Origin of the sequence: Halorhabdus sp. CBA1104, from assembly GCF_009690625.1 — an archaeon.
In the GTDB taxonomy this organism is placed as follows: domain Archaea; phylum Halobacteriota; class Halobacteria; order Halobacteriales; family Haloarculaceae; genus Halorhabdus.
The window spans coordinates 511,744-537,323 of the sequence record NZ_CP033878.1 but is presented as its reverse complement, the minus strand read 5'-3'; the positions used below and the strand labels follow the sequence as shown (position 1 = coordinate 537,323).

Genomic DNA, 25,580 nt, shown 5'->3' with positions numbered 1-25,580 from the left:
TGATCTATCTAGCACTCATATGACGGATCTGAATAATACCTAGCTATAGTATGTTCATTGTCGTTTATTGTGCACTGCCGCAGGTTTCTCATAGAGCCTCGCCATCCCTGCCAGTTTTCCGTGTCCGGATAAATCGCCGTGCATGGAGCGATCTGACCTCGCCTGGGAAACACTCTCAAGCCAGACCGCCTACACCTGTCCGGGATTCGATGTGGTGACCGACACCGTTGCACTGCCCGACGACACCGAAACGAAGTTCGACTATCTCACGGAAGGCGAGAGCGTCGTGATACTCCCGGTGACGACCGACGAGGAGGTTGTCGTCATCGAGGAGTGGCGCCAGGCCGTCGGTGCTATCAACTACGGGTTGCCCGCCGGGAGCCTCGAACCCGACGACGGGGACCCCGCGGCGGCAGTCCACCGCGAACTCGAAGAGGAGACGGGCTACCAGCCTGGCCAGGTCGAGCATCTCACGACCGTCGAGCCGGCCAACGGCTTTGCCGATGCTGTCTTCCATTACTTCCTGGCCGAGGACTGTGCACCAACCGGGGAACGCGATCTGGATGACAACGAGTCCATACGGGTCGAAACGACGACTATCGAGGCCCTCATCGCGGCCGCCCGCGAGGACGACCTCCGGGACGGGCGGACGATGCTCGGTGTCCTGTACTACGCGCTGTTCGAGCGATAGGCCGGCGAAACGGAATGCTTAGGCCCGCCGACTCCCCACGAGCGGTCATGCGCGAGCACTTCGAACTCCAGGGGTACGACGCCAGTGGGCGGTTAGGAGAGCTAACTGTCCCACGGGCAAATACCACCGTCGAGACGCCCGCCCTGTTGCCGGTGATCAACCCGCACCACGAAACGATCGCACCCAGCCGTCTCGGGGAGTTCGGAGCCGAGATGCTCATCACCAACAGCTACGTCATCTACGGGAGCGAGGAGGTCCGAGAGCCGGCCCTCGAAGATGGCTTGCACGATCTGCTCGAGTTTGACGGCGCGATCATGACCGACTCGGGGTCGTTCCAACTGGCCGAGTACGGGGAGATCGACGTTACGAGCCCGGAGATCCTCCGGTTCCAACAGGAGATCGGCTCCGATATCGGGACGCCCGTCGACCTCCCGACGCCACCGGACGTCAGTCGGGAACAGGCTGAATCGGAACTCGCGACGACGGCCGAGCGGATCGAAGCCGCGACAGAGATGGATCTCGGTGAGATGTTGGTCAACGCGCCAGTCCAGGGATCGACGTATCCCGACCTCCGAGAGCGGGCGGCCCGAGACGCCTACGCCAGCGGCCTGGACGTGTTTCCCATCGGCGCGATCGTCCCCCTGATGAACGAGTATCGATTCGCGGACATGGTTGCTGCTGTCGCCGCAGCCAAACGTGGGCTCGGGGCTGACGCGCCAGTCCACCTGTTCGGGGCGGGCCACCCCATGATGTTTGCCCTGGCGGTCGCGCTCGGCTGTGATCTGTTCGACTCGGCAGCCTACGCGCTGTACGCCAGAGACGGGCGGTATCTGACCGTTCGCGGGACCAAACACTTAGACGAACTCGAATACTTCCCGTGTGAGTGTCCGATCTGTTCACGATTCGGTCCCGAGGAGGTCCGGAATCTCCCCGAAGATCAGCGCGTCGAGAAACTGGCCGAACACAATCTCTACGTCTCCTTCGGTGAGATGCGCCGGATCAAGCAGGCCATCCGCCGCGGTGAGTTGCTCGAACTCGTCGAGGCCAGAGCGCGTGCCCACCCGACAATGCTTGACGGGTATCGCGCGTTGCTCGATCACACAGACCAACTAGAGACGACCGATCCGGCCTCGAAAGACGCGCTGTTCTACCTCTCGGCCGAGAGCGCCCGACGCCCGGAGGTGCGGCGACATCACGACCGCCTCGACCGGATTGGGCCCGCCGGTGAGCTCCTGCTGGTCGCCGAGGACGCGACGCGACCGGACGGCGAGTACGACGAGACCTGGACGGTCGTTCCACCCTTTGGCCCTGTTCCACCAGAACTCGACCAGACCTATCCGCTGACGGCCGAGTTGCCCGACCGGACCGATCGGGCAGCCTACCGAGCAGCGGCCCGGGGAATCGATCGGCTCGTGGCCGAGAGTGACGGGTCGATTACGTTCGCTCACGACGGGTGGCCTGCGGCCGCCCTCGCGTCGCTACCGGCGGCGCTAACAGTGATCGATGCGCGTGAGACCACCGACGACAAGGAAAGATAATTCATCGCCCGGACCGTCCGGATGGCCATGACCGAGTACTTCGAAGTGATCGACCGCGACGGGGCCGCCAGGATCGGCACCCTGCGGCTCGCGGACGCGATCACCACGCCGGCCCTCGTCGACGACGTTCTCGAGGAGACAGGCAGTCTCTGGAGTGGCGAGCAGGCCGTTCCCGACGGGGACGAATCGACGCTATCGGTACTGCCCCACCGCGCGTTCCCCGCTGGGACGCCCACAGAAGTCCAAACAGCCTTCGAGCCGAACTATCCTGACGTCGCGTTCCCGAGTGCCGCTGTCGTCTCGCCCGAGACAGCCGGCGACCACGGGACTGACGCGTACGTCCTCGCTGGCGCGTCCGGGTTTACGGGCCACAGTGCGGCCTTCGTCGAGGCGATCATTGCGACCCGAGAGGCGATCCCCCCGGACGCCGGAGTGTACCTCCCGGGGATCGCGACGCCCGGCAACGTCGCGACGCTCGCCGCCGCCGGCGCGGATCTGTTCGACACCGACCGGGCCGTCGTCCGGGGCACACAGGGGTGGTATCTCACCGCGGACGGCGAGTACCGCCTCGACAATCTGGACGAACTGCCCTGTGCCTGTTCGGCCTGCCAGCAGGGGATCGAGGCGTTCGATCGCGAGGATTGTGTCGAGCACAACGTCGCGACCCTCGAAGCCGAACTCCGGACGGTCCGCAATCGGATTCGACAGGGCCGACTGCGAGACTACCTCGAAGGCCAGGCCCGTCACGAACAGTGGTTGACGGCCACGATGCGGCGGCTCGACGACGAGTACGACTATCTCGAAACCCGGACGCCGCTGGTCCGGAAAGCCGAGATAACCGCGGCAAGTGACGACACGCTCGGCCGAGTCGAGATCCAGCGTTTTGCCGAGCGGGTCACCGAGCGCTATCAGTGTCGCTTCGACGCGCCGCTGGTGCTCGTCCCGTGTTCGGCGACGAAACCCTACAGCGAGTCCCAGAGTCACGACCAGTTCCACGACGCGATCAACTTCCGGGGCCATCTGGCCTCGATCACGTCGCCCATCGGCGTCGTCCCCCAGGAACTGGAACTCACCTATCCCGCCCAGCACTACGACACCGTCGTGACCGGACGCTGGTCAGAGACGGAGATCGCATTCGTCGCCGACGTACTGGAGGCGTATCTCCGAGACAACGACTATCCGCGCGTGATCGCCCACGTCCCCGAGGACTACCGTGAGATTACCGAACGCGTCGAAGAACGGCTCGGCGAGTCCTTCGAGTACACGGTCGCCGATCACCCGACGACCGAGGAGTCGCTGTCGACTCTCTCGGAAACTCTCGCTGGCGAGTCCAAATACCGCAAGCGCGAGCGCCAGCACAACGTCGTCCGGGCGATTGCGGACTACCAGTTCGGCGAGGGAGCCGGCGACGCGCTGTTCGACGATCTGCAGGTCGAAAGTCGCTATCCGAAGCTTCGAGTCAACGATGCCGATGGCGAACAACTCGCCGCGATGGTCCCCGAGTACGGCGTCCTCTCGTTGACGCTTGCCGGTGCGCGCCGCTGGCTGGAGGCAGACGTTCCGGTCAAGCGCGTCGAGATCGACGACTTCGTGCCCCACGGCAGCGTCCTCGCACCGGGTATCGTCGACGCCGACGAGTCGATCCGCGTCGGGGACGAAGTGGTCTTTGAGGGGCCGTCGGCGCTCGCGGTCGGCCGGGCGAACATGAGCGGTCCGGAGATGGTACAGAGCACACGCGGTATCGCCAGTGACGTCCGCCACGTCACCGAGCGCTGAGAAGGAGTTTAGTCTGGGGCCCCGGAAACGGGAGCTATGGCTCACGTGTCGCGTCGCGTTCCCCGGACGATCCGATGGCTCCTGGCGATCGTCGTCGCGACGGCGATTGTTCTCGGCTCGGTCGTCGATCCGGGGGCTGGCATCGCTCGTTCCGGCCCGCTCGGGCTGACGTGGGCGAGGTGGTCCCATCTCGGCGGCTACGGGTTTCTGACCCTGACCGTCTATTACGCGCTACTTGCAAGCCCCCTCAAAACCGCCGTCTCGGCCGCCACAGTTCCGATCGCAGTGAGTGGGTTCGGGGCAGTCATCGAACTCCTCCAGGCGACGCTGCCGTATCGGACCTTTGCCATCGGGGACATCCTCACGAACGCCGCCGGCGCGGTACTCGTCGCGGTCGTCTGGTCGCTGGGCCGTCGCTGGCTTGGCGATCTTGAATCTCGTCGCTGGTGAGAGGAGGGGGCCGACCGCCCGGGCGAGACGTTTTTGCGCGTCGCTACCGGAGCAATTGGCGTGCGCGAGTACGCGTTCGAACTGGCGCTGTGTGGAGCGATCGAAGACGAGGAGACACTCGTTGCTCGCCAGTTGGGCGCACACGTCCAGGGCCGTCGCATCATCGATGTCGTCGCCATCGAGCCGGGGCCAGCCGTCGATCGTCGGGCCGCGATCACCGATGGGACGATCCCATCCGCCGCGATCGAGGCGCCAGTCGGCCCGGGGACTGCCAGGGCGCTCCGAGATGTCTTTCCAGATCGGCGTCCCGAGCAACGCGGGCGGCTCGTCGAGCGGGCCGTGCAAGCGGGCTTTTTCGAGCGCGAGCGGGTCGGTGGTGACCCGGCAGTCCGGCAAGTGTGTCGCTATCCCGAACGGTGGTTCGACCGACTCGTCGGCATCGAGAACAAGCCGGATCTCGACCGGCCTGGCGATCTCCAGGGCCAACTCCAGACCGACGTCTCGCTGGGTATCTTCGATGCGGTCGTGCTGGCGACGGCCTCCCACGTGACCGGTGCCCACCGAAACCGGATCCCCGAAGAAGTCGGCATCTGGCAGTTCGATCCCGAGTCGGGTGAGCGAGACGTCCTCAGGGATCCGACGTCGCTTGCTACCGACCGGACGGGCATCGAAATCCTCGATCGAATGCCGGGACAGACTGACATTCGAACAGTCTCACCAAGTGAGAAGGCACGGGCGCGTCGCCGACTTGCCGAGCGTGCATACGGGAAAGGGTGGCGCACGTTCGACTATCCGGGCTGTACACGGTGTGTCCCCGGTGATGGCCCGACCGAGACAGCCCCATACTGCGAATGGGCCGGTCGGATCGTCGACCCGGCGAGTGAGTGCGGGCCGGATTGTCGGGGATACGAGTCGGGCGAGTGTCCGCCTGTCGATCTGACGGCAAGACGGGCCAACGCCAGTCCGTGGCGGCCCGATCCAGAAGGGCGGACACGACGGCAGGCGGGGCTCGATCGCTACGAGTGAATTACGATTCGGACGTCTGGAGCTGGCGTCGGAGGTACAAGAAAGCGACGTAGACGCCAGTGAAGACGATCGTAAACGCGGCTGTTTCGACGAGTTCGACCGTCCCATCCATCGCCAGCTGGATCGCCAGGTAGACGACCGTCGCGACGACGGCGGCGAGGCCGATCGCGACGAGGGGCCGCTGGGCGGGCAACCCTTCGACCGTCGCCGGATCGAGCTCCGAATCGATGTCCATGCGCTGGCTTCGGTCGCCAGCACAAAGGCCTTATGCTGGGCGTCGAGTGCCAGTTCCGAGAGAGGCTCGGCCACACTCACAGTGAGAACCGCTCGCCGTCGACACCAAGCGGACGGTCGAACGCTGTCTCAGCCGGGAGATAGTGTGAGAGGTGGACGACACGCATCTCGGTCGCGCCGAGATCGGCAGCAAGGGATTGCGTTCCCTCGATGGTCATATGCTTGGTGCCATAGGTCATCGGGACGCCGTGCTCGTCGTGATGGGTTCCCCCGGCCGGGTGGGACTCACAGCGATCCGCCGGGAGGATCCCGTCTGCGACGAGCAAGTCTGGCTCGGCCAGTACGTCCTTCGATTCAGCTGGAAGCTGATAGCTCGTATCGCCCGTAACCGAGAGTTGCCCGCCGGTGTTGGGATCTTCGACGACCACGCCGTACGTATCGAGCGGGGGGTGGTCGACAGGCACCAGTCGGATCGTGAGTCCACAGACCGAAAACGACTCGAACGGCTGGCGAGCCCGGACATCGAGCGGGTCGAGGTAGTCGTAGCGATCACGGACGTGTTCGGCGACGCTTTGGCCCGTTTCCGGATCGACCACGCCCGAGGCGTATACCGGCAGCTCTCGACAGAGCCGATAGGCGTTGCCCAGCCCGTCGAGGTGGTCGAAGTGGACGTGCGTGATAAGAGCGGCATCCGGGGGATCGAAGTCCTCGCGGAGAAATTGCCGCCGAAAGTCCGGACTGGCATCGATCAGCAGTGTCTCGTCGGTGTGCTCGTTGCGAATGTGAAGCGAGAACCGTGTTCGTTCGACGCCGCGGGGTCCGATCTCGACGCCGCGCGTGTCGAGTTTGTCACGGAGGGACGGCTCGGGGTTCCTGGCACGGTGACAGACCGCACAGTCACAGCCGACCGTCGGCGTGCCAGTCGTATCGCCCGTCCCGAGGAGGGTGACTTCCATCGAGGCCTGCCACGCTCCGGAGGCGCCTAAAGCACACGATTGGGAGTCGGCCAGTCTCCGTCCCGGAACGTCTACACAGGCTCGGGTCGTGCCGGAACGGTGTCCATGGGAGGGGCCAGACTCGCCGGACCGAGGCTCACAGATCGGCGGCGGTTGAGCCCGAGCGCTGGGCGATCTCTTCGCTGGTCAGTTCGCGTCCGGCCGCTGCCGACAGATAAATTCCGTCCATGATCCGCATGGCGTTCAGCGCCAGCCCGGCCGTATCGATCGGATTTTCGGCCCGACCGTCGATCGTCTCGATCCAGTGGCGGAACTGACCGACGTCCCGCTCGAAGTCGTAGCCACTCTCGCTCTCTAAGAGTGCCTGGCGGGTTTCGTACTCTTCGAGGTCGATCGAAACGGTCGCCTCGTAGTCTTCGGTCGTCGTGTAGAACTCGAAGGGGTCGAGCTGGAGGCCGCCCTGTGTCCCGGCGACGACACTCGGGCGATCGGGGAGGAACATGTGCCAGGCAGCCCGAAGTTCGAGTACCGAGCCATCGGCCAGATGCGCCCACCCGAGACCCACATCTTCGACATCGTAGCCCGACGACGCCAGTCGGTCGGCGTAGGTGTCTCGGTTCTCGCCGACGAGGGCGGCGTCGTAGGTAGCGTCGGTGTGCTCGAAGGTGGCGCCACCGACTCGTTGGACGCGGGCGTTCCCGAGCAGATAGAGCAACTGGCCCAGGACGTAGGTCCCGATATCGATGACTGGTCCGCCGCCTGCAGATTCCTTCGAGACGAACTCCGGAGTGCCGTACCCGTCGACGAACGGTCGCCCACGCCGCCGGGAGACGACGCCACGAGCGTAGTACGGGTCGCCGAGATCGTCACCCTCGATGAGTGTCTTTGCAGCCCGCGTCTCCGGGGAGAACAAGTCATCGTTTTGGACGCCAACTTCGATTCTCGCACCCTCAGCAGCCTCAACCATCGCTTTCGCATCGGCATAGGTCCCAGCCAGGGGTTTCTCACAGAAGGCATCGACGCCGGCCTCGGCTGCGGCTTCAACCACGGGCCGGTGCAAGTTGTTGTGTACACAGACGCTGACCGCGTCGAGATCCGCGTCCGCAAGCATCGCTCGGACACTTTCGTAGACGGCCGGAACGTCGAACGCCTCGGCGAGTTCCGTCGCTGCTTCTCGATCGACGTCTGCGACGGCGACGACCGAGGCCGCGTCGATTGCTGCGTACCCACCTGCGTGGGTGTGCCCGCGATCCCCAGCACCAACGATGCCGATATCGATCGTCATAGGGAACTCACCCAGGGACGGAGAATAAAGATTGGGTCGACAAAGACTCGGGGGAGCGGACGACGATCAATCCTGGGCGTGGTCTGCGTGTTCGGCGTGATCGTGCTCGTCACCCGTGTCCGGAGTCCCGCCGGCGACCAGAGCGTCGTGGTCTCCCTCGATCATATCGAGGTTCTTGAGGTTATCCCGTTCCTCGAAGTTGGCAACGGCGTCTTCGAGGTCAGTCTGAGTGAGCGTCGTCCGCTCTTCGGTCAGTGCATCCAGGACTGCTTCCCTGAGAACGAGTCGGAGGTCGCTGCCAGTCAGCCCTTCTGTCATCTCCGCCAGGGCCGCGGGATCGAAGTCGACGATCTCCATGTCGCGAGTGACGACGCCCAGAATGTCTGCACGCATCTTGTCGTCCGGTTTGGGGAAGTTGACGATCTCGTCGAAGCGTCGCCAGGCTGCGGCATCGAGTTGATCCGGGTGGTTGGTCGCGCCGATCAACAGCACGTCGTCCTGGATCAGACTCACCTCGTCGATCGATTTCAAGAGCGTGTTCACCGCGCGCTTGATGGCGGCGTGTTCGTCGCTGGCCCGAGTCTTGGCCACGAAGTCGAACTCGTCCATGAACAGGATACACGGCGAGAGGCGCTTTGCCACCTCGAAGGTCTTCTCGACGTTTTTGGCAGTCTCGCCGAGATACTGAGAGGTAATCATCGACAGTTTCACCTCGACGAACGGCAGATCCAGGTCGTGGGCAAGTGCGCGCGCGACACTCGTCTTGCCCGTGCCTGGTGGACCGACGAACAGGAGTTTCCCGATCTCTCGGAGGCCGATCTTCGCGAGATACTCGCGGTGTTCGATCGCCTTGACGAGCTTGTTGATCTCGTCTTCTTGATCCGACGTGAGGACGAGTTCGTCGAGAGTCATGTCGACTTCCTCAGGGGCGCGGATCTCCACGAGATCGAGCATCTCCTCTTCTTCTTCCTCGGCGAAGTACTCCTGTAGCAGACTGTCGATCCAGGCCCGATCGGCCCGCGCGGGGCGGACCTGCTGGCGAGCCTGCTCGCGGCCGACGTCTTCGAAACTGTCCTCGAAGGCCGCTGCGAGGGTCGGGTTCTCGAGTACGTGTGCGGCGTCGACGCGCTTTTCGAGCCACTCGTGGGCCATCTCCCGATCCGTGAACTCGATTTCCCCGGTGAATTCGTCGCGGTCGGTAAACATCAGTTCCGAGACGGCCGCCCAGGGTCGCTCGACGCCCGTCGCTTCCCGTGCCGCTTCAGCGGTCGCGACGACCGGTCGCTCGATCGTCCCATCCTCCCAGAACACCGCCCGATATTCGGGTGGCAGATCGTCGGGTTCGAGGTCATCCTGATCGGTATAAACGGCCGCTGTCAGGACGAATTCGACGACGTCACGCTCCGGATTGCTCATCTCCGGGCCATTGTAGCGCGATCGACATAAGCCACTCGAAGCGCCACGCAAGGTAGTAGTCAGACGATTCTCAGTCGATGCTCGCTTCCAGGCCAGTGAACTCGAATCGGGCGCCCCCACGCTCGCTTTCGGTGATGTCGACACACCACCCGTGGGCCTGGGCGATCGACTCGACGATACTCAAGCCCAGCCCTGAGCCACACTCCCGGGTCGAGTACCCTGCCTCGAAGACGGCCTCCCGGTCTGTCGGTGGAATCCCTGCGCCGTCGTCGGCGATGTAAAACCCATCCTCGAAGTCACCGACCACGACAGTCACGTCGTCCCCGCCGTGCTCGACCGCGTTGCGATAGAGATTCTCGAACAGTTCTCGGAGCCGCCCCGGGTCAGCGTCGATCCGGTTGTCCGTTTCGACTCGCAGGGCTGCCTCGGCCGTGCTCACTGTCTGCCAGCACGAGCGCGCGACCGACGCCAACGAGACGGTCTCGATCGCGTCGGCGTCGACCGTGCTCCCGTCCCGGACAAGCGTGAGGACGTCTTCGATGATCTCGTCGATACGTGTGAGCGCTCGCTTGGCCGAGGACAAGTGGTCGGATTCGACTGTTTCACTCGCCAACTCGAGGCGTCCCGTCGCCACTTCCAGAGGCGTCCGGAGGTCGTGACTCAACACACTTGCAAACTCTTCGAGGCGCTCTTTTTCGTCTCTGAGTTCCCGTTCACGCGCTTTGCGTTCGGTAATATCACGGGCCATTGCGACCCGACACGTATGCTCGTCCATCTCGACGGTCGAAGCCATTATCTCGACGGGGATCTCGGTCCCGTCTTTGCGCTCGTGGACTGTCTCGATGTGTGACGACGGGTCACCGTCCTGTTGGCGGAGATGGCGTCGAAATGCCGCTCGGTCCGAAAAGTAACCCGAGATGTCCCAGACGCCTGCACCCTCTAGTTCCGAGCGTTCGTATCCGAGGCGATCACACGCGGTCTCGTTGACGTCTTCGATGATCCCCGTCTCCGCGTCGGTGACGAAAATTGCGTCCTGGGCCTGGTCGGCCATCTCCCGGAACAGTTCTAGCTCGCGTTGCCGTTCCCGTCTGGCCGTCACGTCTTCGAAAACCGTCACAATGCGAGTGCCGTCGGGCGAGTATGCAACACTGCTGTACCACGATTCCAGCGATTGGAGGTACGTTTCGAAAGAGAGTGGCTCGCCCGTTTCGAGGACAGTCTGATACCGGTCGAGAAGCGGCGGTGGGTCCTGCTCGAACAGCGCCGACGCCGAGACGGGCAACGCCTGGGCCGAGTCGATTCCGAGAGTGTCACAGCCAGCTCCGTTGACGTCGACGAACTCGTAATCGATGGGGTCGTGTTCGTCATCGGTGATGATTCGTTGCGAGGCAACCCCCACGTTCATGTGTTCGAACAACCGCTCACACTCCCACCGTTGCTGGGCGGCGTGCCAGTCTCGGCGCGGAGGCTGAACACTCTCGTCGATCGCAGTAGCCAACAGCGTCGGGTCGTCGACAACCGCGTCGACGCGATGAAATCGATCGGCACCGGCGTTTAACGCTTCTCGTACTATCGTTTCATCCGGATCTGCCGCGAGGAATACGAACGGTGTCGTATCGCCCTCTCGCGACCTGAGACGGCGGAGCAGCGTGGTGCTGGCGTCGCTCCCGTCGTCGATTGTGACGATGCAATCGATGTCCTCGGTCGCGACGGCGTCAAGCGCCGCCTGAATGCGTGTCTTCCTATGTACGTCGTATCGGTCGATATTGGCAAGTCGCGTCCCGATCTCCCGATCGGGAGTGAGGGCAGGAACGTAGAGAATGTGAACGTCTTGGGGGCACATTGTAGAATGGAGGCCGTTGCTATGAGTGGCTCTGTCTATCTTGATAACAAAAGCCACTGGTATAAATTTGGCTCACGTTTCAGCCAGCTACTCCAGATGGGCGACAGTTCGGTAACTGATAACCATTCTTGAGTCCCCGGGGTACACACGTAGCATGAGTATCGATACTGAGACGGACGGGCGCCGTTCACAGCAGTTGCAGAGATGCCTGTGAGGTGAGTAGGTTCCACTCGACGGCGACGCGCGCGTCTGTGTGGATGTACAACCTCTAAGGTCGCCGGCTCGGAACCCCGATTCGATGACCAGCGTCAAGGAGTTCCGGATCGACGAGGAGCCGACCGCGACCGAGTTGGGCAAGGGGGCGTTTGTCTTCACTGACGACTACTCGGTGTTCGACTGGGGGAAGATGCCCGACGAGATCCCGGCCAAAGGGGCGTCGCTGTGTACGATGGGCGCGTACAACTTCGAACAACTGGATGCAGCCGGGATCGGAACCCACTACGAGGGTGTCCTCGTCGACGGGGAACTGACGGACCTACAGACGGCCATCGACGCGGGCAGCCAACCACGCGAGATGGCGATCAGTCTGACGCAAGTCCCGAAGCTACCACACGAGACAGACGGATACGACTACGAAGCCTATCACGACACGGCCGGTGAAAACTACCTCGTGCCCCTGGAGATCGTCTTTCGCAACACCGTCCCTGTCGGGTCGAGTCTACGCGAGCGCTCGGCCCCGCCAGACCACGGACTCGATACTGCGGAGTGGCCCGACGAGGTGGTCGAGTTGCCCGAGCCGGTCGTCGAATTCTCGACGAAGTACGAGGAACAGGACCGTTACCTCCCACGCGAGGAAGCCGACCGGATCGCCGGCCAAGCCGATATCGACGCCCTCGAAGCCGTCGCACGGGAGGTCAACGAGTACCTCAACCGGCAGGCCGCCGAGGCAGGTTTCGCTCACGAAGACGGCAAAATCGAATGTCTCTACTACCAGGGAGAGATTTACGTTGCCGACGTCGTAGGGACGTTCGACGAGAACCGCTTTTCTTACGAGGGCAAGGAGGTCAGCAAAGAAGTCATTCGGCAGTATCACAAGCGAACGCAGCCGGCGTGGGTCGAGGCCGTCAGCGAGGCAAAAGCGACGGCGAGTGAACGGAACCGTGCCGACTGGAAAGCACTGTGTGAACGCCAGCCCGAACCGCTCGAAGGTCACAGTATCGAGGTCGCGAGTAACCTCTATCAGGCAGGAACGAACGCGTATGTGGGCCAAGAGGTCTTCGACGCACCAGCTATCGAGGACACACTCGAGCGGGTCGAGCGGCTGTAAGTAGACTGCTGTGGGGTGAAAGCCACGCTGTGCAGACTGTTTCTATCGTCGCTCACGCGAGTGTCCCGCCACAATCGCCACAGTAGGCGTGTTTGCGGTAGGTCGTGGTCTCGGTGAGTTCGGCACCACAGTCTTGGCACGTGTCGTAATGGGTGACCTGCATGTCCAAAGCGCGGGGACCGACGTGTTTAGCCCTTCTAGAAGAGGCGGGTTCTGCCTGTTTTTAGGCCGGCCAAAAACAGACACTGGCGCCACTCACGGCGGGAACGAACGTCGGGAATATCCATGACGTAGCAATCTTTTTGGGCCGTTCGGGCCTACCAGCGAGTGCTATGGAAGCAAACGAACTACAGGAAATGCTCGAAACGAACGGTGAGCTGATGGTCGCAGTCGCGGACTTCGGCCAGCCGCTTGAGCTTCACCTCCACGACACCGAGATCGACGGCGACACGGTTCGACTCGAACTCACAGACGGCGTTCTTACCTTCGACGTCGGTGCGGTCGCTGGCGCGTGGCAGCACACCCACTCACTCGCAGATCTGGGCCTCGAATAAGCGGTTTTTCTCCCGGCGGCACTCGCCGGCCCAACACAGAGGCTGACTGCTCAGTCGTCAGCGTCGCTGACGATTTCACCGAGTCCGTCGATCGGCCGATCCGGATTGAGTTGCTCGAGTTGCTCGGGTGCACCGAGCTGGGCGTCGGTCTCCTCGGGGTCGCGCAACCGAGTCCGGCCACGGTGGACGTAGATCTCGTCATTGAGGTGGAGATCGATCGCCTCGAGCAGTGCTTGGGCCTCTAAGGGCTGGCCGATCTGCTGGAGTTCTTCCTCGGTCGCCTCGGGTGGGACGTTGAACACGCGTTGAGAGATGATCGGTCCCTGATCGAGGTCGGTCGTCACGTAGTGGGCGGTGACGCCGGCAATCCGGACACCTTCCTCGATGGCCTGCATGTACGCCGAAGCCCCGGGGAAGGAAGGAAGGAGGGACGGGTGAACGTTGATAATCCGGCTCTCGTAGCGGAAGACAACGTCCGGGCTGAGGATGCGCATGTACCGCGCGAGGACGATCAGGTCCGCGTTGTATTCGGCGAGCAGATCCAGAAGTTCGTCCTCGTCGGGCGTGCCCTTCTCGTCACCGATGTCGTGGAAGGGAACGTCGTACTTCTCAGCGAGCGGCTGGAGATCCGGGTGGTTGCCGATGACGACCTCGACGTCGGCGTCGATATCGCCGCTGGCCCAGGCCTCGAAGATGGCTTCCAGGCAGTGACTCTCTTTGGTGACGAGGACAGCGATGGACTGGGTGTCCCGATCCTCGGGGAATCGGACAGTGATGTCGACCCCGAGGTCGTCGGCCAGTTCCTGCAGATCTTCCCGCAGGGTTTCCTGGGTAACGATCATCTCGCTGGTGTCGACCATCGTCGTCATCCGGAAGACGCCCTCCCGGACAGCCTGATCGACATCTTCGATGTTGACCCCGCGCTCGAAGAGTAGCGACGTGACTTCAGCGATCAATCCAGTCGAGTCGTCGCCGACGACGGTGATCTCGGTCAGATCGCGAGTCATGGCCGCCACCTCGTGGGTCGCGTACTGGCGCTCATTGTCCAGTCATGGCGGCCACGCGAGCAAAAAGGGTGCGTTTTCGGCCGTCAGATGACGAGGACGACCGCGGCGATCACCAGCGCAACGACAATGCCGACGGCGTTGTAGTTCACATCACCCGTCTGGATGGCCCGCGTGCGGGTACACAACCAGCGGTAGGCCGCGACGAACCCTTCGTATAGCTGGTCGAAGCCGTAGCCGGCCTCAAGGACAGCCAGAAGTCCACCGGGTGCGGCGTCGTTGATCGATGCCCGGGAGTGGAAGCCGAGATAGCCGAAGCCGAGGATGCCAGCCGTCAGGACTGCCGTCCGGGGCGTCAGCGTGTGCTCGACGAAGCCCACGATCGTATAGCCGTGGATCTCCGCGCCCGGGAAATACGTTTCCAGACCCGAAGAGAGCGGCCCGATCGCCAGCCAGGAAGTGAGGGTCAGGCCAGCCAACATGGCCAGCGGGCCGGTCATCGCGAGGGGCGACTCCTCGGCACTCGCCGTCGGCTCAGCGTAGAAGACGAGATAGTAGATCCTGATCGAGTAAACCGCGGTCAGCACGGCCGTCACTGCCAGCACGGCGAAGGCGACCTGCTCGATGGCGCTGCCTTCCAGTGCCGTCGAGAGGATCAGTTCCTTGCTCCAGAAGCCGTTGAACCCGGGCACGCCGATCAGTCCCAAAATGCCGACGAGGAAGGCGACGTTGGTCAGGGGCATCTGCTCGCGGTTACCCACGCCGCGGTACTCGAACATGTCGACGTGTTTGTGGACCGTCCCGCCGATCCCGTAGATGACCGACCCCGCTGCGAGGAAGAGCAAGGCCTTGAAGATCGAGTGACTCAGGAGGTGGTAGCTCGCGGGCAGGACACCGCCGGCGAGGCCAATCGCCGCGGTCACGTAGCCAAGCTGGCTGATCGTACAATAGGCCAGCGCACGCTTGAAGTCGTTTTCGACAGTTGCGAGCACGGCGGCCAGGAATGCGGTGATCGTCCCGATGGCCAGCACGGCGGTCGTCCACCATTCGAGTCCGTCGAAGATCGGGCGGGTCCGGACCAGCAAGTACAGCCCGGCGTTGACCATACAGGCGGCGTGGATCAGTGCCGTACTCGTCGTCGGGGCCTCCATCGCGTCGGGGAGCCAGACGTGTAAGGGGAACTGTGCGGACTTGCCGACCGCGGCGAGGATAAAGAGTCCGCCAGCGGCGGCGAGTGTCCACTCCGGTAGTGCGCCGCTCGCGGCCTGATCGATCAGTTCGCGGATCGAGAACGTGCCGCCGCCGACCCACAGGACGGCGATCCCGGCAAGCAGGCCGATGTCGCCAAAGCGGGTCGTGACGAAGGCCTTCACGCCCGCCGCGAAAGAGGTCTCCTCGTCCAGCCAGAAGGCGATCAGGCCAAACGAACACAGTCCAAGCACTTCCCAGAAGGCGTACAGCGCGACGAGGCTGTCGGTCAGCACGAACCCGATCATGCCGCCGACGAACAGCAACGTGAGCGCGTAGTAGCGGGTCAGCCCGCCCTCCCGTTCCATAAAGCGCGTCGAGAAGACGAGTGCGAGCGCGCCGACGACCCCCGCGATCGTCGCCATCATGACACCCAGTACGTCCAGGTAGAGGCCGAAGGACACGTCGGCGGCCGGCACCCAGGCGAGGTCGTACTGAACGACAGTCGGATCGCCCGACAGGGCCGTCGGGAGGAGTGCCAGCGTCAGGCCAGCGGTCGCGAGGCCGATCGACACGGCCGCCCCGTTCCGGACGCGATCGCCGGCGACGGCCACGAACGGCAACACGACGGCACCGACCAGCGGCACCACAATCGCGCCGAGGGCCAAGACGGCCGGTGTCGGCTGGCCGGGTGCCATCACCGCGACAGCGGCCAGGAGTGCGCCGGCGACAACCAAGCCGGGCGTCGATGCGAGTAGCGTGCGACGGTTCGTTACCATGTCAACCTCCCGATAGCGTCGAGATCGAGCGTTCCGTACTGTCGATACGCCGCGACGGCCACGCCCAGCAGCACGGCGACGACGACGGCATCGATCAGGATGAGGAGGACGACGATCCCCTGGCTACCTGCCGGGTCGGTCGCCACGAAGTTGACGAGGACGCCCTTCGAGGCGAGCTCGACGCCGATCAACGTCTGTACCACGTTTCGCCCGGCGACGATGCTCGCCATACCGATCACCAGTAGCGCCACAGCGACGCCGTAGGCGAGTGCAGTCATGTATCTCCCTCCGGAGGAGCGGTCGCTCCTGGTTGGTCCTCTCCCGTGTCGGTCGCAGGGTCGAGATGCTCAGCCGTCAACCGGACGACGGCGAGGACGCCAACGAACATGAGTATCGTGACGGCGAGGACGTCGATCGACCGGCCACTCCACAGTTCCTGGGCGAAGGTCGTCACCGTGGTAGCCTCGCCGGCCGCAGGGTCGAGTAGTGCCCAAACAACGATCCCGACACCGAGGAGGCCCCCGAGTGCGAGCCCGACGACCGTGCGCTTGGCGGGGTGGACGCGTTGGGCCGTGTCGGTCTCGGTCAGGCTGATCACGAACAGAAAGAGGACGGTTATGAGTCCAGCGGCGACGACCGCCTCGAAGACGGCCGCGATCGGCGCCCCAGCCAAGAAGAAGTACACCGCCAGGGCAACGCTCCCGCCGGATAGCGAGAGAATCGAGACCAGAAAGTCCCGCGCGGCGACGGCGGCAAAGCCAAGCACGAGCGTGATCGCGAGTGCGCCCGTGGTGAGTGCGATCATGGCGTCACCTCCAGTCCATGCTGCAAGACGTCGGCTGCTGGCCCGACCAGATCCAGGCCGAACGCCGGGGCGAGTCCGAGCAGGATCGTCCCGCCAGTCAGCGCCAGGATCGGTACGGCGAGTCGTGTTGGTGTCCGGTCGAGCGACGACACGGCGTCAGTCGGGCTATCGAACATGGCCCCCAGCACCGGGAGGTAGTATCCCAGCGAGAGAAAGGAGTTGCCGATCACGAGGACAGCGAGGCCGACGCCGACTGCCCCCGAGACTTCGGCGCTTCCGAGGACGATGAACAACTTACCCCAGAAGCCCGCAAGCGGCGGAACGCCCGCAAGCGCCAGCACGGCGACGGCAATCGCGCCTGCGGCGACTGGCATCTGATAGCCCACACCGGCAAGTGCCCCGAGCGTTCGGTGCTTGCCCTCGGCCCCAGCCAGCCGATAGGCGATCGCGCCGACCGCGAGGAAGGCACCGCCCTTCATGAACGCGTTCGCAAGGACGTGAAAAAGTGCGCCGTCGAAGGCAATACCGAACCCGCCGTAGAAGCCAACACCGAGTCCAAAGAGAATGTAGCCGACGTGTGGGATCGACGAATAGGCCAGCAGACGCTTCAGATCGCGCTGGCCCAGTGCCAGGAAGTTGCCGACAGTCATCGTCAGCGCACCAACCACCAGTAACAGGAGTCCGACCGAGACACCGTCAGGAACTACCGAGAGTGCCTTGCCCATCGCCACGATCGCGGCCGGCGTCGCCAGGGCCGCAAGCAGCGCGCTCGCGCTCGCGGGCGACTCCGTGTAAGCGTCCGGCAGCCAGGTGTGGAGCGGGACGACCGCTGCCTTGACGCCGAACCCGACGACGAGAAAGAGGACGGCCGCCTCCAGGGGTCCCGGGCCGGTTGTCGCGGCAAGTTCCCCGGAGAGTGTCGCGAAGTCGAGCACGCCGCCAGTGTGGGCATAGACGAGCGATATGCCGAAGATGGCGAGCAACGAGCCCGCGGCGTTCATGATCACGTACTTGAGACCTGCTTCGACGGCCGTCGCTCGGTCGACCGCGAAGGGGACCAGCGCGTAGGTCCCAACGGCCATCACTTCGAAGAAGACGTACAGCGAGAAGAGGTCTGCAGAGAGGCCGATACCGACGACGCCGGCGAGGGTTGCGAGGACGAGCGGATAGTACAACTCGGGAGCGTCCTTGCTGTCGGTACTTCCCGCCGCGTGGACGATCACGGCCAGACCGACCAGGCAGGCCACCGTCGAGAGGAACACGCTCAGTGCGGTGACCCGCACACCGACGCCCTCACCAAACAGCGCGTACTCGATCGGGAGCGATCGCAACCACAGGAGCCAGGTCGTCCCCGACGCGAGAAGCACCGCCACAGAGGCGACGACACCCGCCCAGGCGACCGACCGGCCACGCGGGGATCGACCTACCAGATAGGTGCCAAACACACCGCCAGACAGCGCCACGAACGGTGCGATAGCGAGAGGTGTGCCACTCACACGACCACACTCCTGGGAATGTCCATACCGGCAAGTTTGGTCGGAATCGGCCTTGAATTATTCGGACGTGCAAGTACCTTCGTCGGCATCTGGGCGCATAAGGGCGGCTGGTCGAGTGCTGGCTCTCGCCGGTCATCTAGTAGCCTATCACGTCGCTTTAGGCGGCGTGTGACGTTGGAGGGACCGTGACTGACCCACCGTCGATCGACCTCGGCGAGTCTGTCGCCATTCTGGGCATCGGGTCGGAGCTGCGTGGGGATGACGCAGCCGGACTCGAACTACTCAGACGGCTAGAATCCCGGACAGGTGCCTCAGCAGCCGACCGGTTGCTGTTCGTCGAAGGCGGGGTCGCCCCGGAGAACCATACTGGGGTCATCAGGCGGTTCGACCCGGACTGGATCGTCCTCGTCGATGCCGTCGACTTTGGCGCTGACCCTGGGTCGGGCAAGTGGGTCGATCCCGGCGACCTCGGTGGCGAATCGTTCTCCTCACACAAGTCGACGCCCGCGATGTTGCGGACCTTCCTTGCCCGGGAGACCGGGGCAGAGGTCGCACTGTTCGGCGTCCAACCGGCCGAGATCGAGCAGGGGAGGGGCTGTCTTCGGCAGTGACCGAGCGTCTCGACGACCTGGCCGGACGATTAGCCGAGACGATCGGGACGAGTCACTGACTGTCTGTGTTATCTGTCCCCGAGCACGCGCGAATCTTTGCCGCTCGATCAAGGCGTAACGGGCACTCAGCGAGTGACGGTCACCGCTCGAACGTGTAGCGCTCTTCGAAACGCGGCTTGTCGCTGCCGGCGAGTTCGAATTTCTGCCCCATCTCGATGGCGTCGGTCGGGCAGGATTCCTCACACTGGCCACAGAACATGCACTTGGCGACGTCGTAACACCAGGTGACGTTGCCGTCGGCGTCGGTCTCGACGGTGATCGCGTCGGCCGCACAGTGGCGCTCGCACATGCCACAGCCGGTACAGGGGTCGGGTTCGAACTCGACGGCCCCGCGGAACCGATCGGGCATGGTCCGCTTGTCTTTCGGGTACGATACGGTCGCGCGGTCTTTGCCCAGCGTTTTCAGTGCTTCTGGAATGAGTTTGCCTGGAATGCTCATGGGATCAGTCCCTCCGTGTACAGTCCGACCAGCAGGACGACGGCGATCTGGGCCAACGTCACCGGGACGAGTACCCGGTAGAAGACGCTGACCATCTGCTCGATACGCAGGCGGGCGACGACGGCCTTCAGCACCGTCAGCAGCGCGATGACTGCGAGCGTCTTGGCGAGGAAGACCCCCAGGCCCGCGGCGATGCCGACTGTCCCTTCGATCGCCCCCGCAGGATACGGGCCACCGAGGAACAGCGCCGACAGCAGTGCCGCGCCGACGACCAGCTCGACGTCTTTCGTCAGACGGAACAGCGCCAGCTTCCGGCCCGAGTATTCGACGAGCGTCCCCGTCGCCAGTTCCGTCTCGGCTTCGGGAATGTCGAAGGGGATACGTTCGAGTTTGGCCTGCAGGGAGAGCAGCGCGATCGCAAAGGCCGGTAGCAGCACCGCGACGTACCAGGGGTTGGCCCCGATGAAGGTGGTGATCTCGGAGGTCGACAGCGACCCGGCAGCAACGGCGGGCGCAAATGCCGCCAGGAAGAACGGGATCTCGTAGCCGAACAACTGGGTTATCGTCCGCGTGGTCCCGATCCGGCTGAAGACGTTCCCGGAGTACCAGCCGCCGAAAAACAGCGAAAAGGACGGCAACGAGAGGAAAAAGAGGACGACGACCAGATCACCCTCGAAGGCAAATGCAGCCTGTTCGGTCCAAACCGGAATGTACAACATCGCGGTGAACACGCCAGCGAGCCCCGTCAACGGGGCAGCGTTGTAGATGCGGGCGGTCGCGTTCTCCGGGACGACCGATTCCTTCGAGAGCAGTTTCAGGAAGTCCGCCAGGGGCTGTAGCGGCGGCGGGCCGACGCGGTTCTGTAGGCGTGCGTACAACTTCCGGTCGAGGAACTCAGCGGTCAGGCCGTAGGCGAACAGGAACGCGAACCCGGGAAACACCAGCAGATACAGCAACCCGGTCGCCAGATCGAGTTCCAGACTCACGGACGCTCACCTCTCTGGGCATCGACTGACGGTCGCTCGACGTCGCCGCGCTCGTCGTACCACTCGATGCCGTATGCCCGGAGTTCGTCCAGATCGAAGGCATTCTCGCCGCCGTGGCTGCCGTCGGTCTCGACGCCGATCCGGGACGTACAGGAGATGCAGGGATCGATCCCCGCGACGACGATCGGCGTGTCCGCGATGTAACTCCCTTTCAGCGACTCGACGACGGTCGGCCAGTTGGCCAGGGTCGGGACTCGGATGTGGACGCGGGCGGGCGTGTCCGTCCCATCCGAGCGGATGTAGTGAATCAACTCCCCGCGAGGTGCCTCGTAGCGGCTGACAACGTCGTCTTCGGGCACCTGGGCGAGCAACGCCTGGGGCGGTTTCGCGCTGGCTTTCAGGTCGCCCGCTGGGATCCGTTCTGTGACCTGCCGAATGATCCTGATTGCCTGGGCGATCTCACCGATCCGGACGACCGTCCGGGCCAGTAGGTCGCCTCGATCATCGGTGATCACGTCGAAGTCAACGTCGTCGTAGGCGGCGTACGGGGCGTCCTTGCGAACGTCCGTCGGGACGCCGGAAGCGCGGCCGACCGCCCCGACCGCACAGTATTCCCGGGCGAGATCTTCCGGCACGATCCCGACGTCTTCACAGCGCATCCGGACGGTTTGCTCGTTGGGAACCGTCTCCTGATAGAAGTCGATCCGCTCTTGCAGGTCGTCCATGCCCTCAAGGATCGTCTCACGCTGCTCGTCGGTCAGGTCCTCGCGAACGCCGCCGATCGTGTTGATCGAGTAGTGGACGCGGTTGCCCGTGATCTCCTCTAAGAGGTCCATCACGATCTCCCGATCGCGCCAGGCGTACTGCCAGAGCGTATCGAAGCCGATCTCGTGGCCCGCGACGCCGAGCCAGAGCATGTGGCTGTGGATGCGTTCGAGTTCCCCGATCAGCGTCCGGATATAGCGGGCACGGGGTGGGACGTCCAGATCCAGCAGTTCCTCGACGCCCTGCGTGAACGCCGAGGTATGGGCGTGTGAGCAGATCCCGCAGATCCGTTCGAGCAGGTAGATGTTCTCGATGTAGGAGTTACCCAGTACGGCCTGCTCGATCCCGCGGTGGTTGTACGAGAGTTTCATCTCCGCGCCGGTGATGACCTCGCCGTCGACGGTCAGGGTGAAGTTGGCGGGCTCTTTCAGCGAGGGGTGCTGGGGGCCGACCGGAATCTCCGTCCCGGCAGATTGGTCTGCCATCAGTCGGTCACCTCGACGTTCTCGGCCCGGAGCGGTGGCCCACCGTCGTAGTCGTCAGGCAACAGGAGTTTCTTGGGGTTGGGATGGCCCGCCACCTCGACACCGAGCATGTCCATCAGTTCGCGTTCGTAGAGGCCCGCAGCCGGGATCTGATCGGTGATGGTCTCGATGGTTGGGTCCGCATCGGGCACAGTCACCCGGAGTGTCAGTTCGATACCCTCTCCGAGGTCGCCAGCATCGTACTCACCGTACTTGAGGAAGTGATACAGGACGTCGACTTGCTCGTCGCTGTCGACACCGGTGATGGTGATCAGGTGCGTGATGCCGGCGTCTCGAAGCGTCCGAACTGCCGTTCCGAGGTTGTCTCGGTCCGCCAGGATGAACTCCAGGCGGCCGTCCTCGCGTTCGTTCGAGGCGGCGAGCACGTCGGCGAACTGCTCGTCGAGCTCACGCTTCAACTGGCTCGGATTCATCCGTTTGCCCCTCCTGGCTATCCTCGGCACTCGGTTGTGCGGTCGATTCGTCGACGGGTGGGACGGCCTGATCGATCCGTGCGCCTTCTTCGATGATCTCGGGTTTGGCGTCGGCGAGCCGTTCGGCCTGTGCTTTCTGGCCAGCCTCGTCAAGCAGTTTGACGATCCCGTCGATCAGTGCCTCCGGCGAGGTTGGACAGCCGGGGACGTACATATCCACGGGGATGACGTCGTCGACGCCCTCGTGACAGTTATAGCAGTCGTGGAAGACACCGCCAGTCGATGCACACGAACCGGCAGCGAGCACCAGTTTCGGCTCGGGCATCTGCTCGTAGACGCGCTCGAGCCGGGGGGCCATCTGCTTGGTGACGGGACCAGTCGCAACAAGGATGTCTGCGTGTCGGGGTGTGTCTTTCTTGCGGATTCCAAACCGTTCGATGTCGTACCGCGGCATCAGTGCATCGAGCGTCTCGATATCACAGCCGTTGCAACTCCCGCAGTTGAGGTGGAGTATCCACGGCGACCGATTCCGTGCCCAATCGATGATGCGTCCCATGTGTGTTACCTCCCTGGGTGTGGCGTATCCGAATCGAGCAACGCGAACAATCCAAGCCCCACGACCGCCAGCAGCGGCAGAGCCAGGACAGCGCCCTCGACGGTGACGGGAACTGTTGCGACCAGCAAGACGGCGACGTGGACGATCGTAAAGCCAATCCCGATATGATACATGCGATAGCGGGGCTCAGTTGCTCGGTTGGGGTGGGCCTCGCCACTCGCCCACGACGTCTCGAGCGCGTCGCCCGGATTCACCCGCTCAGTCGAGATCATATCGCCAACACGATCAATAAGGGCGACTAGCAGTAAGAACAGCCCAAACGCGACCGGGGGCGCCAAAAGAAACGCAGGCTCCATAGTGCCTAGAAATTGTGACGTAGCGCAGATAAAGCTTCCCTCGATTGTGGCTAGAGGAGTGCCTTCAAAGGTAATAGAGACGAATCCAGGAAGTCCACTCCGAGCGGAGAGCACCCAGGCGGAGCGGCATACGTACTCCCCACCGATAGCCCAGCGGTGCCAACGGCGTTCCACAAGAGTTTTCGCGGGTGGCCTCTCCCGTTCAGGCGATGACTGGCTATACGGCGATCGTCACTGTCAGGCTCAAGGCGGGGGTCCTCGATCCCGAGGCCGAGACGACCCAGCAAGCCCTGGAACGGCTCGGGTTCGAACTGGAGTCGCTGCGCTCGGCCGAGCGCTTCGAGATCGACTTCGAAGCGACCGACGACGAGACGGCTCACGAGCGTGCCGAAGCGATGACCGAGCGCCTATTGGCGAATCCAACGATCCACGACTACGAAATCGACGTCGAACAACGATGACGGTGGCTGTAATCCAGTTTGGCGGGAGTAACTGCGACCGAGATACCGTCCAGGCACTGGAGTCCGTCGGCGTCGAGGCAGAACTGGTCTGGCACGAAGACGACTTACCCGAGGGCGTCGAGGGCATCGTCCTTCCCGGCGGGTTCTCGTACGGTGACTTCTTGCGTGCAGGCGCGATGGCCGCCCAGTCGCCGATCATGGACGGGGTCCGTGCGGCCGCCGACGCCGGGACGCCTGTCCTTGGCATCTGCAACGGCGCCCAGATCGGCTGTGAAGCCTCACTGACACCCGGCGCGTTCACGACCAACGAGAGCGCTCGCTTCCAGTGTGAACACGTCCACCTCCGGGTCGAAAACGCCGACACGCCGTGGACCCGTGCCTACGACGAGGGCGAGATCATCCAATTGCCGATCGCCCACGGCGAAGGCCGCTTCGAGATCAGCGACGATCGGCTCGACACCCTCGAAGCCGACGACCGCATCCTGTTTCGGTACTGTGAGCCCGACGGGGCGGTCACGCCAGACGCAAATCCCAACGGCTCGAAACACAACGTCGCGGGCGTCACTGGCGAGGACGAGTCCGTCGCCGTCATGATGCCCCACCCCGAGCGCATGTCCCTGCCAGATATCGGTCCGACGGACGGCCGAGGCGTGCTGGAAGGGTTCGCCTGATCGACCGCATTGAGCCAGCGACAACGAGAACGACCTTATTGTGCCAAGGGAAGCGAGTAACTTCGCTCGCGGTCCCGTACTTCCTCCCACGTACGCTCACACGCACAGTCGACTTGTGCGAAGACACTCTCGTCTTGCCGGAGGTTGAAGTCCTTGATCGCGGTCTGAACGTGATCGTCACACTCCCCGCAGTTATGTGGCCCCCGGTCTGAGCCGTGTCCGACGGGGTCGGAGACGACCGTCACGGCCTGATCGGCGGTCTCTCGGAGCACTTCGACGACGCTCCAGAGCCACGGCGGGCGATAGCCGCCATCGAAGTAGAGTTGTTCGACCATCGTGTAGCGCTGGACGTTCGTCGGGTTCATCGAGACGGTGTGACACCCCTCGACGGCCCCGCAACGCTCGATCGAAGAGATCATGTCTTCGATCGCCTCGCGTTCGCTGAGGAAGGGTGGTTTCATGAGCAGGTACGCCTTCACGCCGGCGTCGGCGGCGACAGCTTCTTCACAAGCAGCCTCGAAATCGGCAAAGTCGAAGTACTTGTTGATGCAGTCGTGACGAACCCGATCGGTCGCGGTCTCTAAGCCGATCGCGACGTCGGTTTCGAGGTCCTGGTCGCGGAAGTCGGCGATCTTCTCGCGGTCGACGAAATCGGGCAGTGACTCGACGACGATCCGGTCGCGATCCCCAAAGCGCTCGGCGATTGCCCGGCGCGTCTCTGCGGGGACCTCCCGTTCGTCGAGGAAACTGCCAGAGGTGTAGATCTTGACCTGGCGGCAGGTCCCGTCGTGGGTCTCACGTTCCTGGTCGAGAGCGGCGTCGATCTGGGCGAGGAGGTCCTCGTGGGCAACCGTCCCGCCGTCGACACTCTCGGCGACGTAGCCACACATCGTACACCCGCCGGCTCGCGCCCAGCGACACCCGCCGGTGTTGAGGACGATCGTCAGCGAATCGAGCACGCCCGCTGGCGTGTTGTCCTCGTCGATCCAGACTCTCGTCGGTTCGTCGGGTTCGTACGACGCATCGTTGCGGGCACGGATCTCCCGCATCACCTGGTTGTGGGCGTCCATGCCCCGCCCCTCCTCGTAGACGTCCGGACTTGGCTGGCTCATTGCACTCCGGTAGCCACTGGGGGACTAAAGCCCCTGCGGGCCGGAGCCGACCGTCGCCACCGCCGCAAGTCAGTCAGTGTGACAGTGCATGAGGGCCACGTCGTAGAACCATTCACAGCCCATTTACTGCGGTACAACCGGCGTAAAACGTATTAGGGAATTGTGACTACAGAAGACCGGCATACAGAGAGTGCAGTCAGCACGGTGACTTCGTTTCTCACAGAGAGACGTCGGTGA

The 25,580-nt window shown here is 63.5% G+C and carries 27 protein-coding genes; 10 read left to right on the top strand and 17 right to left on the bottom strand.

The features are described 5' to 3' along the window. The first annotated feature begins 142 nt into the window (after positions 1–142). The 5 genes from Hrd1104_RS02865 to Hrd1104_RS02845 are packed head-to-tail and all read left to right on the top strand — an operon-like array spanning position 143 to position 5,481. The gene (locus Hrd1104_RS02865) at positions 143–691 is read left to right on the top strand and encodes an NUDIX hydrolase (RefSeq protein WP_154551333.1); all 549 of its coding nucleotides are present in this window, start codon (positions 143–145) and stop codon (positions 689–691) included. A gap of 47 nt (positions 692–738) precedes the next feature. After that, entirely contained in the window at positions 739–2,229 is a 1,491-nt protein-coding gene (tgtA, locus tag Hrd1104_RS02860) for a tRNA guanosine(15) transglycosylase TgtA (RefSeq protein WP_154551332.1), read from the top strand. A 27-nt stretch (positions 2,230–2,256) separates the two neighbouring features. Further along, the gene (gene arcS / locus Hrd1104_RS02855) at positions 2,257–4,005 is read left to right on the top strand and encodes an archaeosine synthase subunit alpha (RefSeq protein ID WP_154551331.1); all 1,749 of its coding nucleotides are present in this window, start codon (positions 2,257–2,259) and stop codon (positions 4,003–4,005) included. Positions 4,006–4,041: 36 nt separating this feature from the next. After that, the gene (locus Hrd1104_RS02850) at positions 4,042–4,455 is read left to right on the top strand and encodes a VanZ family protein (RefSeq protein WP_154551330.1); all 414 of its coding nucleotides are present in this window, start codon (positions 4,042–4,044) and stop codon (positions 4,453–4,455) included. A 60-nt stretch (positions 4,456–4,515) separates the two neighbouring features. Next, the gene (locus Hrd1104_RS02845; RefSeq protein ID WP_154551329.1) at positions 4,516–5,481 is read left to right on the top strand and encodes a DUF5787 family protein; all 966 of its coding nucleotides are present in this window, start codon (positions 4,516–4,518) and stop codon (positions 5,479–5,481) included. Position 5,482: 1 nt separating this feature from the next. Here the strand turns inward: Hrd1104_RS02845 and Hrd1104_RS02840 are convergent, their stop codons facing one another. From Hrd1104_RS02840 to Hrd1104_RS02820, 5 genes are all read right to left on the bottom strand, one after another. Next, positions 5,483–5,716, bottom strand: coding sequence for a hypothetical protein (locus Hrd1104_RS02840; protein WP_154551328.1), 234 nt, complete (start codon positions 5,714–5,716; stop codon positions 5,483–5,485). 76 nt (positions 5,717–5,792) lie between these two features. Further along, the gene (locus tag Hrd1104_RS02835; protein WP_154551327.1) at positions 5,793–6,671 is read right to left on the bottom strand and encodes an MBL fold metallo-hydrolase; all 879 of its coding nucleotides are present in this window, start codon (positions 6,669–6,671) and stop codon (positions 5,793–5,795) included. Between the two features lie 136 nt (positions 6,672–6,807). Further along, positions 6,808–7,956 (bottom strand): Gfo/Idh/MocA family protein, encoded by a 1,149-nt coding sequence (locus tag Hrd1104_RS02830; protein ID WP_154551326.1) that lies wholly within the window; start codon positions 7,954–7,956, stop codon positions 6,808–6,810. A 66-nt stretch (positions 7,957–8,022) separates the two neighbouring features. Next, positions 8,023–9,372 carry an ATP-binding protein gene (locus Hrd1104_RS02825; RefSeq protein WP_154551325.1) on the bottom strand — a complete coding sequence of 450 codons (1,350 nt, stop codon included), beginning with the start codon at positions 9,370–9,372 and terminating at the stop codon, positions 8,023–8,025. A gap of 70 nt (positions 9,373–9,442) precedes the next feature. Continuing rightward, the gene (locus Hrd1104_RS02820) at positions 9,443–11,215 is read right to left on the bottom strand and encodes a PAS domain S-box protein (protein ID WP_154551324.1); all 1,773 of its coding nucleotides are present in this window, start codon (positions 11,213–11,215) and stop codon (positions 9,443–9,445) included. A 298-nt stretch (positions 11,216–11,513) separates the two neighbouring features. Here Hrd1104_RS02820 and Hrd1104_RS02815 point away from each other — a divergent pair, with 298 nt between their 5' ends. Continuing rightward, positions 11,514–12,542 (top strand): phosphoribosylaminoimidazolesuccinocarboxamide synthase, encoded by a 1,029-nt coding sequence (locus Hrd1104_RS02815; RefSeq protein ID WP_154551323.1) that lies wholly within the window; start codon positions 11,514–11,516, stop codon positions 12,540–12,542. 332 nt (positions 12,543–12,874) lie between these two features. Next, a complete protein-coding gene (locus Hrd1104_RS02810; RefSeq protein WP_154551322.1) occupies positions 12,875–13,096 on the top strand; it encodes a hypothetical protein in 222 nt (73 codons plus the stop codon). Between the two features lie 50 nt (positions 13,097–13,146). Here Hrd1104_RS02810 and Hrd1104_RS02805 read toward each other — a convergent pair whose 3' ends face one another. The 5 genes from Hrd1104_RS02805 to Hrd1104_RS02785 form a co-directional block, all read right to left on the bottom strand. Next, on the bottom strand, positions 13,147–14,103 hold the full coding sequence (locus tag Hrd1104_RS02805; RefSeq protein ID WP_154551321.1) for a formyltetrahydrofolate deformylase: 957 nt from the start codon (positions 14,101–14,103) through the stop codon (positions 13,147–13,149). An 83-nt stretch (positions 14,104–14,186) separates the two neighbouring features. Beyond that, positions 14,187–16,067: an NADH-quinone oxidoreductase subunit L gene (locus tag Hrd1104_RS02800; protein ID WP_154551320.1), complete on the bottom strand. Its 1,881-nt coding sequence runs from the start codon at positions 16,065–16,067 to the stop codon at positions 14,187–14,189. Then, positions 16,061–16,345 carry an NADH-quinone oxidoreductase subunit K gene (locus tag Hrd1104_RS02795; protein ID WP_154551319.1) on the bottom strand — a complete coding sequence of 95 codons (285 nt, stop codon included), beginning with the start codon at positions 16,343–16,345 and terminating at the stop codon, positions 16,061–16,063. Before Hrd1104_RS02795 ends, Hrd1104_RS02800 begins: the two co-directional genes overlap by 7 nt. Beyond that, a complete protein-coding gene (locus Hrd1104_RS02790; RefSeq protein ID WP_154551318.1) occupies positions 16,342–16,872 on the bottom strand; it encodes an NADH-quinone oxidoreductase subunit J in 531 nt (176 codons plus the stop codon). The genes Hrd1104_RS02795 and Hrd1104_RS02790 overlap by 4 nt, the downstream gene beginning before the upstream one ends. Further along, positions 16,869–18,368 (bottom strand): complex I subunit 5 family protein, encoded by a 1,500-nt coding sequence (locus Hrd1104_RS02785; RefSeq protein WP_154551317.1) that lies wholly within the window; start codon positions 18,366–18,368, stop codon positions 16,869–16,871. Before Hrd1104_RS02785 ends, Hrd1104_RS02790 begins: the two co-directional genes overlap by 4 nt. A gap of 185 nt (positions 18,369–18,553) precedes the next feature. Here Hrd1104_RS02785 and Hrd1104_RS02780 point away from each other — a divergent pair, with 185 nt between their 5' ends. Further along, positions 18,554–18,979, top strand: a complete 426-nt coding sequence (locus Hrd1104_RS02780; RefSeq protein ID WP_229770518.1) for a hydrogenase maturation protease — start codon at positions 18,554–18,556, stop codon at positions 18,977–18,979. Positions 18,980–19,118: 139 nt separating this feature from the next. On the opposite strand, the gene Hrd1104_RS02775 is transcribed toward Hrd1104_RS02780, so the two are convergent. Genes Hrd1104_RS02775 through Hrd1104_RS02750 form a run of 6 tightly spaced genes read right to left on the bottom strand, consistent with a single transcriptional unit; the run spans position 19,119 to position 23,015 of the window. Next, positions 19,119–19,478, bottom strand: a complete 360-nt coding sequence (locus tag Hrd1104_RS02775; protein WP_154551316.1) for a 4Fe-4S binding protein — start codon at positions 19,476–19,478, stop codon at positions 19,119–19,121. Next, positions 19,475–20,464, bottom strand: coding sequence for a complex I subunit 1 family protein (locus tag Hrd1104_RS02770; protein ID WP_154551315.1), 990 nt, complete (start codon positions 20,462–20,464; stop codon positions 19,475–19,477). The genes Hrd1104_RS02775 and Hrd1104_RS02770 overlap by 4 nt, the downstream gene beginning before the upstream one ends. Beyond that, on the bottom strand, positions 20,461–21,714 hold the full coding sequence (locus Hrd1104_RS02765) for a nickel-dependent hydrogenase large subunit (RefSeq protein ID WP_154551314.1): 1,254 nt from the start codon (positions 21,712–21,714) through the stop codon (positions 20,461–20,463). Before Hrd1104_RS02765 ends, Hrd1104_RS02770 begins: the two co-directional genes overlap by 4 nt. Continuing rightward, entirely contained in the window at positions 21,714–22,187 is a 474-nt protein-coding gene (locus tag Hrd1104_RS02760) for an NADH-quinone oxidoreductase subunit C (RefSeq protein WP_154551313.1), read from the bottom strand. The genes Hrd1104_RS02765 and Hrd1104_RS02760 overlap by 1 nt, the downstream gene beginning before the upstream one ends. Next, on the bottom strand, positions 22,162–22,743 hold the full coding sequence (locus tag Hrd1104_RS02755) for an NADH-quinone oxidoreductase subunit B family protein (RefSeq protein WP_154551312.1): 582 nt from the start codon (positions 22,741–22,743) through the stop codon (positions 22,162–22,164). Before Hrd1104_RS02755 ends, Hrd1104_RS02760 begins: the two co-directional genes overlap by 26 nt. Before the next feature lie 5 nt (positions 22,744–22,748). Next, positions 22,749–23,015, bottom strand: coding sequence for a hypothetical protein (locus tag Hrd1104_RS02750; protein ID WP_229770517.1), 267 nt, complete (start codon positions 23,013–23,015; stop codon positions 22,749–22,751). A gap of 293 nt (positions 23,016–23,308) precedes the next feature. On the opposite strand from Hrd1104_RS02750, the gene purS reads away from it, so the two are divergent. Both purS and purQ read left to right on the top strand, forming a co-directional pair. Beyond that, positions 23,309–23,560, top strand: a complete 252-nt coding sequence (gene purS, locus Hrd1104_RS02745; protein WP_154551310.1) for a phosphoribosylformylglycinamidine synthase subunit PurS — start codon at positions 23,309–23,311, stop codon at positions 23,558–23,560. Then, positions 23,557–24,231, top strand: a complete 675-nt coding sequence (purQ, locus tag Hrd1104_RS02740; RefSeq protein WP_154551309.1) for a phosphoribosylformylglycinamidine synthase I — start codon at positions 23,557–23,559, stop codon at positions 24,229–24,231. The genes purS and purQ overlap by 4 nt, the downstream gene beginning before the upstream one ends. Before the next feature lie 35 nt (positions 24,232–24,266). Here purQ and Hrd1104_RS02735 read toward each other — a convergent pair whose 3' ends face one another. Then, the gene (locus Hrd1104_RS02735; RefSeq protein ID WP_154551308.1) at positions 24,267–25,343 is read right to left on the bottom strand and encodes an archaeosine biosynthesis radical SAM protein RaSEA; all 1,077 of its coding nucleotides are present in this window, start codon (positions 25,341–25,343) and stop codon (positions 24,267–24,269) included. Positions 25,344–25,580: the final 237 nt, after the last annotated feature.

Coding starts and splice junctions, on each gene's coding strand:
- Hrd1104_RS02840 (WP_154551328.1), bottom strand. CDS start 5,716: ATGGACATCGATTCGGAGCTCGATCCGGCGACGGTCGAAGGGTTGCCC.
- Hrd1104_RS02765 (WP_154551314.1), bottom strand. CDS start 21,714: ATGGCAGACCAATCTGCCGGGACGGAGATTCCGGTCGGCCCCCAGCAC.
- Hrd1104_RS02865 (WP_154551333.1), top strand. CDS start 143: ATGGAGCGATCTGACCTCGCCTGGGAAACACTCTCAAGCCAGACCGCC.
- Hrd1104_RS02750 (WP_229770517.1), bottom strand. CDS start 23,015: ATGATCTCGACTGAGCGGGTGAATCCGGGCGACGCGCTCGAGACGTCG.
- purQ (WP_154551309.1), top strand. CDS start 23,557: ATGACGGTGGCTGTAATCCAGTTTGGCGGGAGTAACTGCGACCGAGAT.
- Hrd1104_RS02755 (WP_154551312.1), bottom strand. CDS start 22,743: ATGGGACGCATCATCGATTGGGCACGGAATCGGTCGCCGTGGATACTC.
- Hrd1104_RS02825 (WP_154551325.1), bottom strand. CDS start 9,372: ATGAGCAATCCGGAGCGTGACGTCGTCGAATTCGTCCTGACAGCGGCC.
- Hrd1104_RS02760 (WP_154551313.1), bottom strand. CDS start 22,187: ATGAATCCGAGCCAGTTGAAGCGTGAGCTCGACGAGCAGTTCGCCGAC.
- Hrd1104_RS02830 (WP_154551326.1), bottom strand. CDS start 7,956: ATGACGATCGATATCGGCATCGTTGGTGCTGGGGATCGCGGGCACACC.
- Hrd1104_RS02735 (WP_154551308.1), bottom strand. CDS start 25,343: ATGAGCCAGCCAAGTCCGGACGTCTACGAGGAGGGGCGGGGCATGGAC.
- arcS (WP_154551331.1), top strand. CDS start 2,257: ATGACCGAGTACTTCGAAGTGATCGACCGCGACGGGGCCGCCAGGATC.
- Hrd1104_RS02805 (WP_154551321.1), bottom strand. CDS start 14,103: ATGACTCGCGATCTGACCGAGATCACCGTCGTCGGCGACGACTCGACT.
- Hrd1104_RS02795 (WP_154551319.1), bottom strand. CDS start 16,345: ATGACTGCACTCGCCTACGGCGTCGCTGTGGCGCTACTGGTGATCGGT.
- Hrd1104_RS02815 (WP_154551323.1), top strand. CDS start 11,514: ATGACCAGCGTCAAGGAGTTCCGGATCGACGAGGAGCCGACCGCGACC.
- Hrd1104_RS02790 (WP_154551318.1), bottom strand. CDS start 16,872: ATGATCGCACTCACCACGGGCGCACTCGCGATCACGCTCGTGCTTGGC.
- Hrd1104_RS02835 (WP_154551327.1), bottom strand. CDS start 6,671: ATGGAAGTCACCCTCCTCGGGACGGGCGATACGACTGGCACGCCGACG.
- Hrd1104_RS02810 (WP_154551322.1), top strand. CDS start 12,875: ATGGAAGCAAACGAACTACAGGAAATGCTCGAAACGAACGGTGAGCTG.
- Hrd1104_RS02850 (WP_154551330.1), top strand. CDS start 4,042: ATGGCTCACGTGTCGCGTCGCGTTCCCCGGACGATCCGATGGCTCCTG.
- tgtA (WP_154551332.1), top strand. CDS start 739: ATGCGCGAGCACTTCGAACTCCAGGGGTACGACGCCAGTGGGCGGTTA.
- purS (WP_154551310.1), top strand. CDS start 23,309: ATGACTGGCTATACGGCGATCGTCACTGTCAGGCTCAAGGCGGGGGTC.
- Hrd1104_RS02820 (WP_154551324.1), bottom strand. CDS start 11,215: ATGTGCCCCCAAGACGTTCACATTCTCTACGTTCCTGCCCTCACTCCC.
- Hrd1104_RS02800 (WP_154551320.1), bottom strand. CDS start 16,067: ATGGTAACGAACCGTCGCACGCTACTCGCATCGACGCCCGGCTTGGTT.
- Hrd1104_RS02775 (WP_154551316.1), bottom strand. CDS start 19,478: ATGAGCATTCCAGGCAAACTCATTCCAGAAGCACTGAAAACGCTGGGC.